The organism is Achromobacter sp. 01N37, from assembly GCF_056399725.1.
This window is the reverse complement of the sequence record NZ_JBFTRX010000005.1, coordinates 736,148-751,807: the sequence shown is the minus strand read 5'-3', so window position 1 is coordinate 751,807 and position 15,660 is coordinate 736,148. Positions and strand designations below refer to the sequence as shown.

Below are 15,660 nucleotides of genomic sequence, written 5' to 3'. Positions count from 1 at the left end.
TAAGGATATTTGATGAAGAAAACTTCCCTGCGCGGCGCAGCCGGCAAGCTGGCATTGCCGGTTGCCGCCCTGACCCAGGCTGTGTTGATGGCCATGGCGCCGACCACGGTGTCGGCCCACGGTTCGATGATCGATCCTCCCAGCCGTGAATACGGTTGCAACACGCACGACACGCCTTGGAACAACCCCAAGCATTCGGGTTGCGGCAAGATCGCCAATCTGGCGGGCAGCTGGCAGTCCAACGCCATTCTCGGCGTGAAGAGCAACCACAAAGACCACATCCGCGACGGTCTGCTGTGCGCCGGTGGCAAGGAAAGCTGGAAGGAACTGGACGCCAACCACGAATGGCCCACCACGGTCGTCACGCCTGACGCCAACGGCAATGTGCAGTTCAAGTACATGCAGACCGCAGCTCACGTCAGCACGTAYTTCAAGACCTACATCAGCAAGGACAGCTACGATCCCAAGCGCGGCCTGCGTTGGGACGATCTGGAACTGATTGGCGACACCGGCTTCCTGCCGCGTCCGGCCAACAACTCGATCACCCCGCTCGACGTCAAGATCCCCGCCCACTTCACTGGCAAGCGCGTGATCTACAGCGTGTGGCAACGTGACCCCAGCGACAACGCTGAAGGTTTCTACGCTTGCTCGAACGTGGAAGTGATGCCCGCCAACGTGCAATGGCAAGCCAGCGGCGCGCTGCAAGGCGGCCAGGTGGATACCGGTTCGAAGATGACCCTGCGTGTGTTCGATCTGAGCCGCACGGGCGATCTGGAAAGCCATTCGATCATGGTCAAGGCCGGTGAAGAAAAGGCTGCCCAGTGGATGTACGCGCTGGCCAAGGAAGTCAACAGCAAGTCGTCCGTGATCCGGGTTGGCAAGATGGGGACGAACGGCCAGGTCGCGCCGCAGCAAAGCGACACCGAAAACCAGGTCTATGGCCTGAACAAGAAGGTGGGTTTTGCGATTGATCAGAAGGCTCCCGAGCCGGTCGATCCCCCGCCCGTCGTCATCAACCCGCCCAAGGCTGAACTGACTGGCCCGGCAACGGCCAAGGCTGGCGAGCGCGTTTCGCTGTCGGCCAAGGGTTCGAACAACGGTGGCGGCAAGCTGACGTACCAATGGACCGCTCCGGCTGGCATCACCGCTTCGGCGCTGAACCAGGCTGACCTGAGCTTCACCGCTCCGGCCCAGGCGCAAGACAAGTCCTACTCGTTCACCGTCAAGGTCACGAACGAAAAGGGTTCGTCGAGCAAGTCGCATTCCGTGCTGGTCAAGAAGCAGGAACAAACCGGCGGCGGCACTGGCGGCGGCACTGACGGTGGCAACACCGGCGGTGGTACCGATGGCGGCAACACCGGCGGCGCCGGCACGTACCCGGCCTACAAGGAAGGCACGACGTACGCCGCGGGCGACAAGGTCTCGAACGGTGGCAAGAACTACCAGTGCAAGATCTGGCCCTACACCGCATGGTGCAGCACCTCGCCGTTCCACTACGCGCCCGGCAAGGGCCTGAACTGGGACCAGGCTTGGGACCTGATCAAGTAATTCTGCTTGATCGCAAGTCATAGCGGTTATCGAAAATCGTAAAAAAGCCGTGGGTAATAAGGCGGCGCCAAGCAGTAATTCATCCCTCGCACGAAAGTGCGGGGGATTTTTTTTGGGAGGGCTTCAAGCGATTCAAACAGGGCGATGCAAGTGTGGTTAAAGCGCTTTGAGAAAGCATTCAACAACTTTGAGTGCGAGTCAGCTTGCGGCCGAGAATGGTCTCACTGCGCGGAACAGGCTCGTTCATGCAGTGATTCTTCAACTCTCTTCTTATAAATAGATACCAATGAGATCTTTCAAACTTACGTTGCTCGGTGGCGTGGTACTGGCTGCAATGTCCGGTACGGCTTTGGCGCACGGCACCATGTCTTTTCCGAAGGCGCGCGTTCTGCACTGCTACGCGGGTAGTCAGAGCGAAGGCTGCCAAGCCTACAAGGCGCAAGGCGGCAGTGTGTACGACTGGCGCGAGATCTGGCAGAAGCCGGGTGGCGAAGCCACGTTCCCGACCACGCCGGGGGATCGGCTATGCGACGGCGGCACCAAGGCTTCGCATCGCGGCCTGAACGCACTGGCCCAGTGGCCCGTGACGACGCTCAAGCCGGACGCCAATGGCAAGGTCACGCTGAAGTGGAACCACACCGTGGCTCACCGCACGAAGTCGATTCAGTTCTTCGTGACGAAGATGCCGTACGACTCCACCAAGCCGCTGCAATTCTCCGACCTGGAAAAGTTCTGCGAACAGCGCGACTTCACGCCGGCGATCGCGGGCGAAAATCGTGAGCAGGAATACAGCTGCACGTTGCCCCCGGGCAAGACGGGCCGCCACCTGATCGTTAGCGTGTGGAACACGAACCACGTGGGCGACGGCGTCACCTCGGGTGAATCCTATCGCGCGTGCGGCGACGTGAACATCGAAGGCACTGCCAACATCAACCTGCCGACCGACATCGGCGCGCTGTACAAGATCGGCCAGCCCGTGGCGGGCGATTCGCTGGTGTGGCGCCTGGCTGACCCCAAGCGCAATGGCGAATACCTGGAACAGTTGCGCGTGCCGCTGGACGCGAACGCCATCCAGGGTGAGCGCTGGACGAAGGCCTTGGGCGATGCGGTCAACAGCACGTCGCAACGCGTTCGTGTTGGCCTGCTGGGCGCTGACGGCAAGACCGTGACCGCCACTGAAGGTCTGGACAAGTCGCACGTCTACTCGATCGACGGCAACAAGTACCACTTCGCCGTGACCAAGGAATCGGCGCAGGTTGAGCCGCCGCCTCCCGAAGTGATCGCGCCGCAATCGGCCATCGCTGGCCCCGCCATTGCGCAGGCCGACCAGAAGGTGCAGTTGTCCGGCGCGGCGTCGACGGGCAGCGACCTGAAGTTCTCGTGGACCGTTCCGGCCGGCATCAGCGCCGCCGTGAAGAACCAGCCCACGCTGAGCTTTGTTGCCCCGACGCTGACGAAGGACCAGCAGTACTCCTTCAAGCTGACGACCAGCAACAGCAAGGGCGCCTCTGACGCTACCCACGTGGTCACGGTCAAGGCCAAGCCGGTCGTGGATGGTGGCAACAACGGTGGTAACGAAGGCGGCAACAACGGCGGCAACGACGGCGTCACTGATGGTTCCGTGCAGGCCTACAAGGCTGGCACCGCCTACAAGCCGCTGGAGCGCGTGACGAACCTGGGCAAGGTCTACGAGTGCAAGCCGTGGCCCTACACCAACTGGTGCGGCCAGTCGCCGTTCCACTACGAGCCCGGCAAGGGCCTGTACTGGAGCCAGGCCTGGAACCTGATCAAGTAAATCACGGGCGTTAAAGGGAACCGTTGCGCATTGCGCAGCGGTTCCTGATTGACGCGAGCCCCCTTTCGATTCAGGAGGGGGCTTTTTCTTATCGCGCCTTTTTATCTGGCGGTTAGCCGGATCGCGGAAGACTTATGAAAAAGACTATGCACTTGTCACTGCTCGCGCTGTTGTTTAGCGCGGGCTTCACCCCGGTTACGCACGCCGCGCAAGGCGACGAACCCCGTCCCATTTTTGTTCGACTGAAGGCGGAAGCGCCAGACCCGGCGCTGCGACGCGCGGCGAGCCCCGAGAGTCAGCAGGCCATGGACGACCTCAAGCGCCTGACGCCCGCCATGCATCCCTTGGTAGCGCTGTCGCCGATGACGCGCAGCGTGGAAGACGTCGAGGCGCTGGAACGCCATAACCTGCTGCGCTATTACCAGATTCCTGCTGAAGCCTTGCAAGGCGTTGACGCCGAGGCCCTGGTCGCGCAGCTGCTGTCCAATCCGCTGGTCGAGAGCGCGCAGATCGAGCCCGTTCCGGTGCCAATCGCGCAAGATGCGCAATTTGGGGCTGAACCCGCCAGCAGCATCTCGGGCATTCCCGACTACACCGATTGCACGGGCGCCTATTTGTCTCGTTGCCAAGCCCACATGGGGCCGCCTGGACAGTCGGCGGTTTGGAAGCTGGGCGGCGTCAATGCGTTTGAAGCCCAGCGCATGACAGGCCACTACGGCGATAACGTTCGCCTGTTCTCGAACGAAATCGACCATTGGGACTTTGATCACATCGACCTGCCCAAACCCTTCATGGTGCATAACCTCGGCTCGGGAGTGACCGGGTCTCACGACACCATGTCAGCCGGGATCATGTTCGGCCAGAGCAACGGCTTTGGTGTCACTGGAATTGTGCCGAATGCGCAGGCGGGCTACACGAAATACAGCGTTGCGGGAATGATCGACTTGCGCCACGTGCTGCGCGCCGGAGACGTRCTGCAGATTGGCGTGCACTACGGCTGGGGTAATGGCTGCGGTCCCAACATCACTTGCTACCTGCCGGTCGAGAACGTTGACGCCGTCTTTGATGCGATCTCGTATCTGGTGAAGGAAAAGGGCGTGCACGTTATCCTGGCGGCCGCGAATGGCAACGCCAACCTGGATGACCCGTGGTTCAAGGGGCGATATGACCGCCGGGTGCGGGATTCCGGTTCGATTTATGTCGGAGCGGCCAATCCGGGCACCGGAGCTCGCGCGGGATTTTCTGAGTACGGTAGCCGGGTCGACGTGTTCAGTTGGGGCGGGCAGGTGACCACCACGACGTGGGCGGACGGTAAGCACGATTTGTACACGTTAAAGTACTCCGGCACATCGTCTGCCAACCCCATCATTGCGGGTAGCGTGGCGTGGTTGCAGAGCCTGGCTCGCGAACGCGGCCTGGGCAACATTCCCCCCAAGACCATGCGCCAGATTCTGGTGGACAGCGGCAACCCGTTGCCCGTCGTGGACCCGGTCAGAAACATCGGCGTGCAACCGGACCTGGTGCGTGCGGCAGAACTGCTGGGCGGCGACGCCATGGGTGGGGAACCTCCGCAAGCCTACTTGACCGGACCCGCCACCGCACAGGCAGGTGACAAGGTTGTCTTGTCAGCAGCCAAGTCCAGCGGCAAGGAACTGTCGTATGCGTGGAGCAGCCAGCCGGCGCTGACGTTCGCCAAGCAAGGCGCCGAGGCCAGCTTCGTCGCCCCGGAAAGCACGCAGGACGTTTCCTATCGTATCTCGGTGAAGGTGACGGACTCGCAAGGCCGCACCGCGACCACGCATCATGGCGTTCAGGTCAAGGCGAAGGCCGCGGTCGGCGTGTGCGCGAAGGCGCCTGCATGGGAGGCAAAGAAGATCTACAACGTCCCGAACGAAGCCGTTTCCTACAAGGGCAAGCTGTATCACCAGAATTACTGGAACGTGGATGCAGCGCCGGATGTGAACTCGGCGCCGTGGGGCAAGCCCTGGAAGTCGCCGGAAGATTGCGATGTGACGCCTGCACCGATTCCGCTGCCTGTTGCCAAGATCAGCGGGCCGGTCGAAGCGAAGGCAATGGAACGCGTGGTCATGTCTGGCAGCGGTTCGACGGGCCAAGGCCTGAAGTTCGCCTGGACCAGCGTGGACGGCATGCCGATTGAAGCGTCGGGCAACACGGCGTCCTTCACCGCGCCGCCGCTCGGTGAAGATCGGACTTTCTCGTTCAAGCTTGCCGTGACGGACGAGCGTGGCCGGACGGCGACGGCCAGCCACGTTGTGAAGGTCAAGGCCAAGGTGCAGATTCCTGAAGTGATCGCGCCCCAAGCCAAGCTGAGCGGTCCGGCCAAGGTCGGCGCGGGTGATCGCGTGACGTTGTCGGGCAAGGCGTCGGTCGGTACCGATTTGCGCTACCGCTGGACGGTTCCCGCCGGCATTTCGGCCAGTGCCTTGGATAAGGCGGAGCTGTCCTTCGTGGCGCCCACCCCGACCAAGGATACGTCGTACCGCTTCACGTTGACGGTCAGTAATGCTCGTGGTGAGGCGCAGGCCAGCCATAGCGTGACCGTGGCGGGCAAGCCCGTGGTGGGCGGCGTGCCGCAGTACCAGGTTGGCACGACCTACAAGGCGGGCGATAAGGTCCAGAATGGCGGCAAGACCTACGAGTGCAAGCTCTGGCCGTATGAAGGCTGGTGCAGCGCCTCGCCGTCGCACTACGCGCCGGGGACGGGTTCGCACTGGCGTGACGCCTGGATTCTGCGCTAAGCGTCAGAAGGCTATCGTCTGATGTTCCAGCCCCTGCCGGGTTCTCCCGGCGGGGGCTTTTTCATGGGCGCGCGGGTGGGGGATTGCGGGGTGGGGATTGCGGGGTGGGGATTACGGGGTGGGGATTACGGGTTGGGGATTGCGGGGTGGGAATTATTCGCGCATTTCGCAGATGACCCGGTGCGTGCGCAACACCTGCTTGGCGTCCAGATAGCAGAGCATCACATCGTTTTCCAGGCAGGCCAGCGTGGCGGCGCTAGCCAGCTCCGGCGGCAAGTGGGAAAGGTCAAACGCAATGCGTTCGTCGGGTCCGGCCTCGCGGCGGATTTGTTCGAGGATGTGGCCTAGCCGTGTGTATTGCTGGTGGATGTCGGGGGTGTCCGGCAGAGCGCGCGCGCGCAGCCGAATGCCGATCGCCGCGCAGGGCGCCTCAAGCGGTGTGAGTTCGTTGGGCTGCAGATATAGGGCGTGCAGCGTATGCAAGGGCGGGCGCCCGATCATCGGCAGCGCATCCAGCAGTGCCTGGCCGCCTGTGGCGCGCGTCACCAGATGCGCCATGGCAGGCGCCGCGACGGGCTGGCTCAAGCGATATAGATGGCGGCGCTTGAAGTGGTGCACGGCCAGCGTGGACGTGGCGAACATCAGGAACAACGCGGCCAGCAGCGGCACAAGCCAGATCATCAGGCTGGGGTGGTCGGTGAACGGATGCTGGTAGTTCTCGACGGCCTGCGGGTACAGGTATCGCAGCAGCGGCTTGAACATCAACCCTTCGTTCAATGCATCCGTCACCCAGCTGATCAGTACGACGGAGCTGATGGCGTAGCCCGCGGTTTTTAAGCGGTGCAGCAACACGGACCGGCTGATGCTTATCATGGGGCAGGCTAATTGGCGGCAATGGCGTCGACAATCGGCTCGTGGTTTTCCTGGCGCTCCAGGAACTTGCTGGCCATTTCGGTATAGAAGGCCTCGAACAGCACGGCGATATTGACGAAGTGCTCGCGGATACGCCGTCTGTCCGCTTCGGTGTTGGCAAAGGTCGACAACACGCTCCAGACGAAATCGATGTGCTCGTCGGCGATGTCGTGGCTGACGTGGGCGGATTGGCCCCTTGCTGCGCCATCGCCAAAGTTGCGTTCGATATTGCTGATCCACTTCGGCTGTGTCTTGTTCGCCAGCGATTCGATCAGGTAAGCGCTGCACAGCGAGGCCAGCGGGCGGCCTTCATGCTCCAGTCCGTAATAGAAATACCCTTGGAGCAGCTTCGTCGACAGCAGCGGGTCGGTGGAATAGATCTCTTCCTTGGTCACCCCGATGCGTTCCAGGTCGTTGGCGAACAGGCTGTCGTGAAGCATTTCGTCTTCGGTGTATCCCGCCCATTTCTTGGCCAGCACCGGATCGGTCTTCGTGAAGTAGTGGACCGTCAGGGCGTCAATCACGCGCTTCATGCGCAGGCGCAGGATGATCTCGATGACATGCCGTTTGTAGTATTCCGGGTCAATGGCGTTGCTGGTGAGCAGATGATCGGCGCCCTTGACCGTCTGGTAGAAGCGCGTCAGCCGGCGTTCAAGCAAGGCATCGATTTCGGCGCGGAAGTCGGGGGTCGAAACAGGAACAGGGAGCGTCATCATGGGAAGTCGCCTGAAGAGGGGGTTGCGCAAGGACTCAAATGTCCAGAGTAGGTGCGGCGCCCGCATTCGAACAGATGACCTTTCTGATGTTGCTGCGCAAACCGTTATGGGCGTTTGACCATACAGTTTGGGGTATGCTCGGCCGAGCCGCTCTGGTGCAGCGTTCAACACGTGTAAGCGAGGGAGGTTCGACGCGCAGCGTATGTTCACACTCGATAGACAGGGACGAGGCACGCTCGTCGATCAGATTTATGAGGGCGTGCAAGGGCTGATCCATGCCGGCCACTGGCCCGTGGGCGCAAGGCTTCCGTCAGTGCGGCGATTGGCCAGCGATCTTGATGTCAGTATCTTCACCGTCTCATCGGCCTATTCGCGGCTGGTCTCGGATGGTGTGCTGTTTTCGCGCGTGGGCGCCGGTTTTTTCGTGGCGCTGCCCAAGCCGGAAATCCTGAACGCGGAACACCCGGGCGCCGTGCAGCGGCCCGACTGCGCGGCAAATGTTGTGTTGAACGCGGTTGATCTCGGCAGATATGCCGTGCCTGCCGGGTCTGGATTCCTGCCGGAAGATTGGCTGGAAGACGCCATTCCGCCGGCGGTGGTTGGCCGCTTGATGCGCCAGGAAGTGTCCATTTCGACACCGGTCTCGGTGATGGGCTTGCCGCTGTTGCGTGAGCAGATCGCATCACGCCTGGCCGACATCAGGATCAATGCTCAGCCCACGCAGATTGTGACGACCTGCGGCGCAACGCATGCGTTTTCACTGGTCAGCGGGATGCTGCTGGGGCCGGGCGACACCGTGGTGGTCGAAGAGCCGGGCTATATGATGCACAAGGCGCAGCTCGTGAAAACGGGAGCGTCCATCGTGTCGGTGCCGCGCATGGCCGACGGGCCGGATCTGGACATGCTGGAAGCGGTGGCCAAACAGTACCGCCCCAAGGCGTTCGTGATTCAGCCCGTATTGCACAACCCGACGGGCCTCACACTGTCGCCCGCGTGCGCGTATCGCCTGCTGATGCTTGCCGAACGCTATGGCTTTTATGTCATCGAAGACGACGTATTTGGCAGCCTGTGCACCGAACGCAATCTGCGCCTGAGTTCGCTGGATGGCTTGAGCCGCGTCTTCTACATCAGCAGCTTCACCAAAGTGCTGAGCCCCGCCTTGCGCGTCGGTTTCGTCGCGTGTCCGCCGGCATTCTGCGAACCCATCATCGAGGCGAAGATTCTGTCGGTGCAGCACAGTTCGTCATTGCAAGAAACAATCGTGGCGCATGTGTTGCGTTCGGGACGCTATCAGGCGCATCTGAGCGCCTTGCGCGGGCGCATTCTGAAGGCGCATTCGGCCGCCCGATTGGCCTTGTCCGAGGTTGGGGTGGCATTCGACGGGCCGCCCAACGATGGGCTGTTTCTTTGGGGAAGGCTGGGCGCGCAGGTCGATATCGACGGGCTTATTGATGCCGCATTTCGCGATGGGATCTTTCTGCTGAGAGGGACGCTGTTTTCGATCCGGGGCGATTTCGAGCGGCATATACGCTTCAATATCGGCTATTCGAGCGACCCGCGTCTGTGCGCGTTGCTGGATCGCTTTCGTGTCGGCGTGGCCTCGGAGTCTATGGCCACGGACGCACGGGCACGAAAAAGACAGGCATGAAAAAAGGGCCCGTAGGCCCTTTTTAATGATTTGCAGAACTTCTGAAGAAACGCTGCAAATCTGAATTTGGAGCGGGAGACGAGTCTCGAACTCGCGACCTCAACCTTGGCAAGGTTGCGCTCTACCAACTGAGCTACTCCCGCATGGGTTCCGACTTAGCACTGCTCAGAACCTGTTTTCTTATTCACTCTGATCAACTTGGTTATCGATCAGAAGGCGCGCATCTTACATGATTTTTTTGAGTTTGTCATGAGCCTGATGTCTTTTTGCTTTTTTCGCCGAGATCTCTTTGCAGAGCGGCTGTTGAAAAAGGCAGTGAATTCAGACCCAAACACTCAATCAAGTAATATGAGCGAAGACAGAAACTATAGCACAACCCGTAGCACCCATGTCAAATCCTTCTGCCATCAACCCGGCGCCAAGCGCGCTGATTCCCATCACGCAAGACCTGAGCCGGCTCAATACGCTGGGGCTGGCCTCTCAAGCCCAGGCGTTCGTGTCGCTGGACGATGTGGCGCAATTGCCCGCCTTGTCGGCCTTGGCGCGCGAAGCAGAATCGTTGCTGGTGTTAGGCGGGGGCAGTAATGTGGTGCTGCCCGAGCGAGTGCCGGGTCTGGTGGCCAAGGTTGCGTTCAAGGGCGTGCGTTTGCTGGAATCCCGGCCGGATGCCTGGATCATCGAGGCCGCTGGGGGCGAGAGCTGGCATGGCTTCGTCGAAACCTGCGTGAACAACGGATGGGATGGCCTGGAAAATCTGGCGCTGATTCCCGGTACCGTAGGCGCGGCCCCAGTGCAGAACATCGGCGCCTATGGCGTGGAGTTCGAAGAACGCTTTCACAGCCTCACGGCGTGGGATGTGCCGGCCGCAAGCCTGGTCGAGATGAGCGCGGCCGATTGCCGTTTTTCCTACCGTGACAGCGCTTTCAAGCACGATGCGCCCGGGCGCTGGATCATCGTCAGTGTGCGGTTCGCGCTGCCGCGCCCGTGGCAGCCGGTATTGGGATATCCCGACCTGCAGCGCCATGCCGCGCTGGCCAAAGGGGCGCCCACCGCGCGTGGCATTTTCGACGCGGTCTGCGAGATTCGCCGCGCGAAACTGCCCGACCCCGCCGTGACCGGTAATGCCGGCAGCTTCTTCAAGAACCCCATCGTTGCAGCCAATGTGCGCGATGGCTTGGCGGAGCGCTTTCCGGGGCTGGTCTCGTATGCGCAGCCCGACGGCCGCTACAAGCTGGCGGCAGGCTGGCTGATCGATCAGTGCGGCTGGAAGGGGCAAGCGCTGGGTGCGGCCGGTGTGCATGACCGGCAAGCGTTGGTGCTGGTAAACCGCGGCGGCGCCACGGCGGCCGACATCATGGGCCTGGCCCACGCCATCCAGGCGGCGGTGCAGGCGCGTTACGGCGTCAATCTGGAACCCGAACCCGTCGTGGTGTGAACGGCGCCTGGCAGACGAAAAAAAGGACCCTCAGGGGTCCTTTTTGATAGGCGCGAGCCCGAGCCAGAGTCCGAGCCCGAGTCCGAGTCCGAGCCCGAGCCCGAGCCAGATCCAGGCTTAGAGCCCCAGCACCGACTGCATGTCGTACAGGCCGTTGTGCTTGTCTTCCAGGAAGCGCGTGGCGCGCAGCGCGCCTTCCGCGTAGGTCGCGCGGCTGCCCGAGCGGTGCGTGATTTCGATGCGTTCGCCGATGCCGCAGAACGACACCGTGTGATCGCCCACGATATCGCCGCCGCGCAGCACCGAGAAGCCGATGGTGCCGGGCTTGCGCACGCCGGTGTCGCCGTGGCGGCTCCAGGTGGCGACATCAGGCAACGCCACATCCCAGGCCGACGCAATGGTTTCGCCCATCTTCAAGGCCGTGCCAGAGGGCGCATCAACCTTGTTGCGGTGGTGCGCTTCGAACACTTCGACGTCGTAGCCGGAATTCAGGATACGGGCGGCCATGTCCAGCAACTTCAGCGTGGCGTTCACGCCCACGCTCATGTTGGGCGCGAACACGATGGCGATCTTTTGCGCGGCGACTTCAATCGCGGCGCGGCCGTTGTCGTCGAACCCAGTCGTGCCGATGACGGCGCGCGTGCCGTGCTTGACGCAAGCTTGCAGGTGTTCCAGCGTGCCTTCGGGGCGCGTGAAGTCGATCAGGCAATCAGCGTTGGCCAGGGCGTCGAGATCATCGGTGATGAGGACGCCCGTCTGTTTGCCCAACGGTGCGCCGGCATCCTGGCCCAGGGCGGTTGAACCCTTGCGGTCCAGCGCAACCGTCAGTTGCAGGTCGGTGGACTTGAGGATGGCGTCGATCAGCATTTGGCCCATACGGCCGCTGGCGCCGGCAATTGCAATACGCATGAAAAAAATCCTTGGGGTTACCGGAGCGGCTCGGGCGCGTTGCCGGGCTGGCCGGGGTACTGGTTCAGCGGGCTGACGGGGGCGGCGGAGTCACGCTTTTGCAGCGCTTCGTCTTCCTTGATCCGCTCCATGTCCCGGTCCAGGCGCGTGTCGGCCTTTTCGTCCGCCTTGCTGCTGGGCGTATTCAGTTGATACGGCTGCAGGTCGGGTTGCTTGTCGCCTTCCCAGCGGGTCAGGCGGTCGTTCTCGAACCAGACGGTGAACTTGCGTTCACGGGCTTCGCCGTAGCCGGGCTTGTAGTAGTAGGGGTAGTCCCAGCGGTTGGCGTGCAGGACGCTGGTCAGCGTGGGGCTGCCCAACGCGAAGCGCACTTGCTCGCGCGTCATGCCCGGCTGCAACAGGGAGACTTGCTCCTGGGTGATCCAGTTGCCCTGCTGGACACCGGCTTTGTAGGGGAAGCCCCACTTGTCCCCCGAGCAACCGGCAAGGGCGACGGCCAGGGCGGCAACGGCCAATCCGGTCTTCAGTGAGCGGGAGGGAATTCGTGCAATCATGGACACTACGCGCCCCTATTATTTGGAAGCAGACAAAACCGTTATCATAAAGGTTTCATAAGGATAGTTCCGCGGGGCGGCATGAATTCAGGTGAGCCGGCTCGCGGCGCACCCCAATCCTTGCCCATGCCAACGCGGACGGAGAGCGATTACACCATGAGCGACCAAAGCGAACTGAAGAACATGGGTTTGAAGGCGACGTTTCCGCGCCTGAAAATTCTTGATATTTTCCGCAAATCCGACCAGCGGCACCTTAGCGCCGAAGACGTTTACCGCGCCCTGATTGGCGAAAACGTCGAAATTGGCCTGGCAACGGTCTATCGCGTGCTGACGCAGTTCGAACAAGCCGGCATTCTTGCCCGCAGCCAGTTCGACAGCGGCAAGGCCGTGTTCGAGCTCAACGACGGCGATCACCACGATCACCTGATTTGCACGAATTGCGGCACGGTGGTCGAGTTCTCAGACCCGGACATCGAAAAGCGCCAGCAAAAGATTGCCAAAGACAACGGCTTTGCGCTGGAAAGCCATGCCATGGTGCTTTACGGCATCTGCGGCAGCTGCATGAAAGGCCGCTAATCCGCTAGCGTCCGCCCCACGGTCCGTGGCCGCGCTCACTGCGGGCCAGTGAGATCAAAAGCCCCTCATATTAGTAGGGGCTTTTTTTATGGGCGCCATCTATAAAAAAGCCCCCGGGCCTGAGCGCGGGGGCGGTCTGTTTTTCTAGCCGGTGACGCACCGAAGGCGTCATTCACCCGCGGGGTGGCGGAATCCTTCAAGCATCTCGCGCGCGTGTTCTCGCGTGGTGGCGGTGAGCTTGATGCCACCCAGCATCCGGGCGATTTCTTCGACACGGTCGGCTGCGTCCAGCTCTTCGATGCTGGAGCGCGTGGTGCCGCGTGATTCGGTCTTGCTGACCAGGAACTGGTTGTTGGCGCAGGCGGCCACTTGCGGCAAGTGCGTGACGCACAGCACCTGATGGCGTTCGCCGAGTTCGCGCAAGAGTTTGCCAACCGCTTCGGCTACCGCGCCGCCAACACCGCTATCGACTTCGTCGAAGATCAGCGTGGGCACGCGAGCCGCGCGGCTGGCGATGACGGACAGCGCCAGCGAAATACGCGACAGTTCGCCGCCCGAGGCCACCTTGGCCAGGGGGCGGGGCGTGGTGCCAGCATGGCCGGCCACCAGGAATTCCACTTGTTCATTGCCATGCGCGGACGGCGCGGAAGCGGCCAGCGTGGGCTCAAACTTGCCGCCTTGCATGGCCAGCGTCTGCATGGCCAGCGTGACTTGTTTGCCGAGGTCTTTTGCGACCTTGCGGCGGGCCGTGGTGAGTTTCGCCGCGGCCGTGTCGTACTGGGCCTGCGCCGTGACGGCTTGGGCGCGCAGCGCGTCGATGTCGCCTGCGGCCTGCAACGCGGCCAGTTCGGCGTGCAGCGCATCGCGCAACTCGCACAAGCCATTGGGTTCGGTGCGGAATTTGCGGGCGGTTTCGAACACCAGGCCTAGCCGCGCTTCCACGTCGGCCAGCCGCTTCGGGTCGAGATCGACGCGGCTGACGTAGTTGTTCAGGTCGGACACAGCTTCGCTGATGGCGATGCGAGCCGATTCCAGTTCGTCATACACGCCTTGCAGGCCGGGGTCGTGCCGAAGCAACTGCTGGATGCGGGAGTTGGCGGAGGTCACGCGGTGATGCGCGGAATCGCCTTCGCCGTCCAGTGCCTCAAGAATTTGCGAGGCGCCGTCCAGCAGCGATTGCGAATGCGACAGCCGCGTGTGCTCGGATTGCAGCGATTCCCATTCGTCCGGGCCTAATGCCAATTGGTCCAGCTCGTCGACCTGCCATTGCAGGCGGTCCCGTTCGGTGGCCAGACTGGCCGCATCTTTTTCGGCCGCTTCCAATTGCCGTGCCAGCGCGCGCCACTGCTTCCATGCCTGGCCGACGGCTTGGCGCAGATCGCCATGGCCGCCGTGGGCGTCGAGCAAGTCGCGTTGGGCATCGGGGCGCATCAGGCTTTGATGGGCGTGCTGGCCGTGGATGTCGACCAGGCTATCGCCCAGTTCGCGCAGTTGTGCGACGGTGGCCGGCGTGCCATTGATGTAGGCGCGGCTGCGGCCTTGTGCATCGATCACGCGGCGCAGCGACAGTTCGTCGTCCGCATCGATCTCGCGTTCGGCCAGCCAGGCGTGCAGGGATTTGGGCGTGTCGAAGACGGCGGTGATGTCGGCGCGCGCAGCACCTTCGCGCAGCATGCTGGCGTCGCCGCGTTCGCCCAGCGTCAGTGCCAGCGCGTCCACCAGGATGGATTTGCCCGCGCCGGTTTCACCAGAAAAGACGGTAAAGCCGGGGCCAAAATGGATTTCCGTTTGTTCGACGATGACGAAGTCGCGGATATGCAGGGTGCGCAGCATGTGGGGGCGCTTACTACTCTACGTTGTCGGTGGCCTGGGGCATCAGGTTCCAGTGCAGCTTGCGGCGCAGGGTGGAAAAGAAGCTGTAGCCTTCAGGGTGCACGAAGCGGATGGTGTACGGCGCGCGCTGCACGACGATGCGGTCGCCGGGTTGTAGGTCGGACCAGGTTTGCATGTCGAAATGCACGCTGGCGCCCACTTCCACGCGGCCCATTGCCGTCAGTGTCATGTTCAGCACGCCCGTGTCGGGTATCACGATAGGGCGGTTTGACAGCGTTTGCGGGGCCACGGGCACCAGCACCATGGCGTTCATGCCGGGATGCAGGATGGGGCCGTTGGCAGACAGCGCATACGCGGTTGAGCCGGTGGGCGTGGCGATGATCAGGCCGTCGGCGCGCTGCGTGTACATGAAGGCGCCGTCCAGCTCGACGCGCACTTCGATCATGCCGCCGCGGCCGGCGCGGTTCAGCACGACGTCGTTCAGCGCCGACGCGGAATACATTTTTTGATCGCCGCGCCACACGCTGCCTTCCAGCAGCATGCGTTCTTCGATCTGGAAGCTGCCTTCCAGTACACGCGCCAGCGCGCCGTGCGCGTCTTGCAGCGGAATGTCGGTGATGAAGCCCAATCGGCCGTGGTTGATGCCGACCAGCGGCACGCCATAGGGGGCCAGATGCCGGCCCGCACCCAGCACGGTGCCATCGCCGCCCATCACGACGGCCAGCGAGGCATTCTGACCAATCTCTTCGAGGGTAGCAACGGGGTATTCGGTCAGGCCGGTGTTGCGCGCGGTGTCCGCATCGATAAGCACGTGCCTGCCCGCTTGCGTCAGCGCGTGCGCAAGTGCTCTCAGCGGTGTGTCCAGGCCGGTGTCCTGGTATCTGCCGATCAGGGCGACGGTAGGAAAGTGCATGGCTGCGTGCGTATCAAAAAGGCGGAATCCGAAAGCCAAAACGTGCCCGGAATGGGCGGTTT

At 62.2% G+C, this 15,660-nt stretch carries 12 protein-coding genes and 1 tRNA gene; 6 read left to right on the top strand and 7 right to left on the bottom strand.

Annotation, left to right across the window (positions count from 1 at the left end; genetic code table 11):
- Positions 1 to 12 precede the first annotated feature (12 nt).
- The 3 genes from AC1DSJ_RS14920 (at position 13) to AC1DSJ_RS14910 (ending at position 6,102) form a co-directional block, all read left to right on the top strand.
- Complete coding sequence (locus AC1DSJ_RS14920) at positions 13 to 1,548, top strand: lytic polysaccharide monooxygenase (protein WP_441370570.1); 1,536 nt, start codon at positions 13 to 15, stop codon at positions 1,546 to 1,548.
- A gap of 364 nt (positions 1,549 to 1,912) precedes the next feature.
- Positions 1,913 to 3,343, top strand: a complete 1,431-nt coding sequence (locus AC1DSJ_RS14915; protein ID WP_175170845.1) for a lytic polysaccharide monooxygenase — start codon at positions 1,913 to 1,915, stop codon at positions 3,341 to 3,343.
- 134 nt (positions 3,344 to 3,477) lie between these two features.
- Complete coding sequence (locus AC1DSJ_RS14910) at positions 3,478 to 6,102, top strand: PKD domain-containing protein (RefSeq protein ID WP_441370571.1); 2,625 nt, start codon at positions 3,478 to 3,480, stop codon at positions 6,100 to 6,102.
- A gap of 153 nt (positions 6,103 to 6,255) precedes the next feature.
- On the opposite strand, the gene AC1DSJ_RS14905 is transcribed toward AC1DSJ_RS14910, so the two are convergent.
- A complete protein-coding gene (locus AC1DSJ_RS14905) occupies positions 6,256 to 6,975 on the bottom strand; it encodes a hypothetical protein (RefSeq protein ID WP_454668353.1) in 720 nt (239 codons plus the stop codon).
- A gap of 8 nt (positions 6,976 to 6,983) precedes the next feature.
- A complete protein-coding gene (locus tag AC1DSJ_RS14900; protein ID WP_054424449.1) occupies positions 6,984 to 7,730 on the bottom strand; it encodes an iron-containing redox enzyme family protein in 747 nt (248 codons plus the stop codon).
- A 202-nt stretch (positions 7,731 to 7,932) separates the two neighbouring features.
- On the opposite strand from AC1DSJ_RS14900, the gene AC1DSJ_RS14895 reads away from it, so the two are divergent.
- Positions 7,933 to 9,378: an aminotransferase-like domain-containing protein gene (locus AC1DSJ_RS14895; RefSeq protein ID WP_441370572.1), complete on the top strand. Its 1,446-nt coding sequence runs from the start codon at positions 7,933 to 7,935 to the stop codon at positions 9,376 to 9,378.
- 67 nt (positions 9,379 to 9,445) lie between these two features.
- Here AC1DSJ_RS14895 and AC1DSJ_RS14890 read toward each other — a convergent pair.
- Positions 9,446 to 9,521, bottom strand: a tRNA-Gly gene (locus AC1DSJ_RS14890).
- A 245-nt stretch (positions 9,522 to 9,766) separates the two neighbouring features.
- On the opposite strand from AC1DSJ_RS14890, the gene murB reads away from it, so the two are divergent.
- Entirely contained in the window at positions 9,767 to 10,813 is a 1,047-nt protein-coding gene (gene murB, locus AC1DSJ_RS14885; RefSeq protein WP_441370573.1) for a UDP-N-acetylmuramate dehydrogenase, read from the top strand.
- Positions 10,814 to 10,930: 117 nt separating this feature from the next.
- Here murB and dapB read toward each other — a convergent pair whose 3' ends face one another.
- Complete coding sequence (gene dapB / locus AC1DSJ_RS14880; RefSeq protein ID WP_054424443.1) at positions 10,931 to 11,722, bottom strand: 4-hydroxy-tetrahydrodipicolinate reductase; 792 nt, start codon at positions 11,720 to 11,722, stop codon at positions 10,931 to 10,933.
- Between the two features lie 17 nt (positions 11,723 to 11,739).
- The gene (locus AC1DSJ_RS14875) at positions 11,740 to 12,276 is read right to left on the bottom strand and encodes an outer membrane protein assembly factor BamE (RefSeq protein WP_441370574.1); all 537 of its coding nucleotides are present in this window, start codon (positions 12,274 to 12,276) and stop codon (positions 11,740 to 11,742) included.
- 156 nt (positions 12,277 to 12,432) lie between these two features.
- Between AC1DSJ_RS14875 and fur the strand changes: the two genes are divergently transcribed.
- Positions 12,433 to 12,852, top strand: coding sequence for a ferric iron uptake transcriptional regulator (gene fur / locus AC1DSJ_RS14870; RefSeq protein WP_054424439.1), 420 nt, complete (start codon positions 12,433 to 12,435; stop codon positions 12,850 to 12,852).
- A 168-nt stretch (positions 12,853 to 13,020) separates the two neighbouring features.
- On the opposite strand, the gene recN is transcribed toward fur, so the two are convergent.
- Positions 13,021 to 14,685: a DNA repair protein RecN gene (gene recN, locus AC1DSJ_RS14865; protein WP_054424437.1), complete on the bottom strand. Its 1,665-nt coding sequence runs from the start codon at positions 14,683 to 14,685 to the stop codon at positions 13,021 to 13,023.
- A gap of 13 nt (positions 14,686 to 14,698) precedes the next feature.
- The gene (locus tag AC1DSJ_RS14860) at positions 14,699 to 15,598 is read right to left on the bottom strand and encodes an NAD kinase (protein WP_054424436.1); all 900 of its coding nucleotides are present in this window, start codon (positions 15,596 to 15,598) and stop codon (positions 14,699 to 14,701) included.
- Positions 15,599 to 15,660 lie beyond the last annotated feature (62 nt).

What these genes read in the sequence shown, in the direction of transcription:
- AC1DSJ_RS14875 (WP_441370574.1), bottom strand. Translation starts at nt 12,276, where the DNA reads ATGATTGCACGAATTCCCTCCCGCTCACTGAAGACCGGATTGGCCGTT.
- dapB (WP_054424443.1), bottom strand. Translation starts at nt 11,722, where the DNA reads ATGCGTATTGCAATTGCCGGCGCCAGCGGCCGTATGGGCCAAATGCTG.
- AC1DSJ_RS14905 (WP_454668353.1), bottom strand. Translation starts at nt 6,975, where the DNA reads ATGATAAGCATCAGCCGGTCCGTGTTGCTGCACCGCTTAAAAACCGCG.
- AC1DSJ_RS14895 (WP_441370572.1), top strand. Translation starts at nt 7,933, where the DNA reads ATGTTCACACTCGATAGACAGGGACGAGGCACGCTCGTCGATCAGATT.
- AC1DSJ_RS14900 (WP_054424449.1), bottom strand. Translation starts at nt 7,730, where the DNA reads ATGATGACGCTCCCTGTTCCTGTTTCGACCCCCGACTTCCGCGCCGAA.
- AC1DSJ_RS14860 (WP_054424436.1), bottom strand. Translation starts at nt 15,598, where the DNA reads ATGCACTTTCCTACCGTCGCCCTGATCGGCAGATACCAGGACACCGGC.
- fur (WP_054424439.1), top strand. Translation starts at nt 12,433, where the DNA reads ATGAGCGACCAAAGCGAACTGAAGAACATGGGTTTGAAGGCGACGTTT.
- recN (WP_054424437.1), bottom strand. Translation starts at nt 14,685, where the DNA reads ATGCTGCGCACCCTGCATATCCGCGACTTCGTCATCGTCGAACAAACG.
- murB (WP_441370573.1), top strand. Translation starts at nt 9,767, where the DNA reads ATGTCAAATCCTTCTGCCATCAACCCGGCGCCAAGCGCGCTGATTCCC.
- AC1DSJ_RS14915 (WP_175170845.1), top strand. Translation starts at nt 1,913, where the DNA reads ATGTCTTTTCCGAAGGCGCGCGTTCTGCACTGCTACGCGGGTAGTCAG.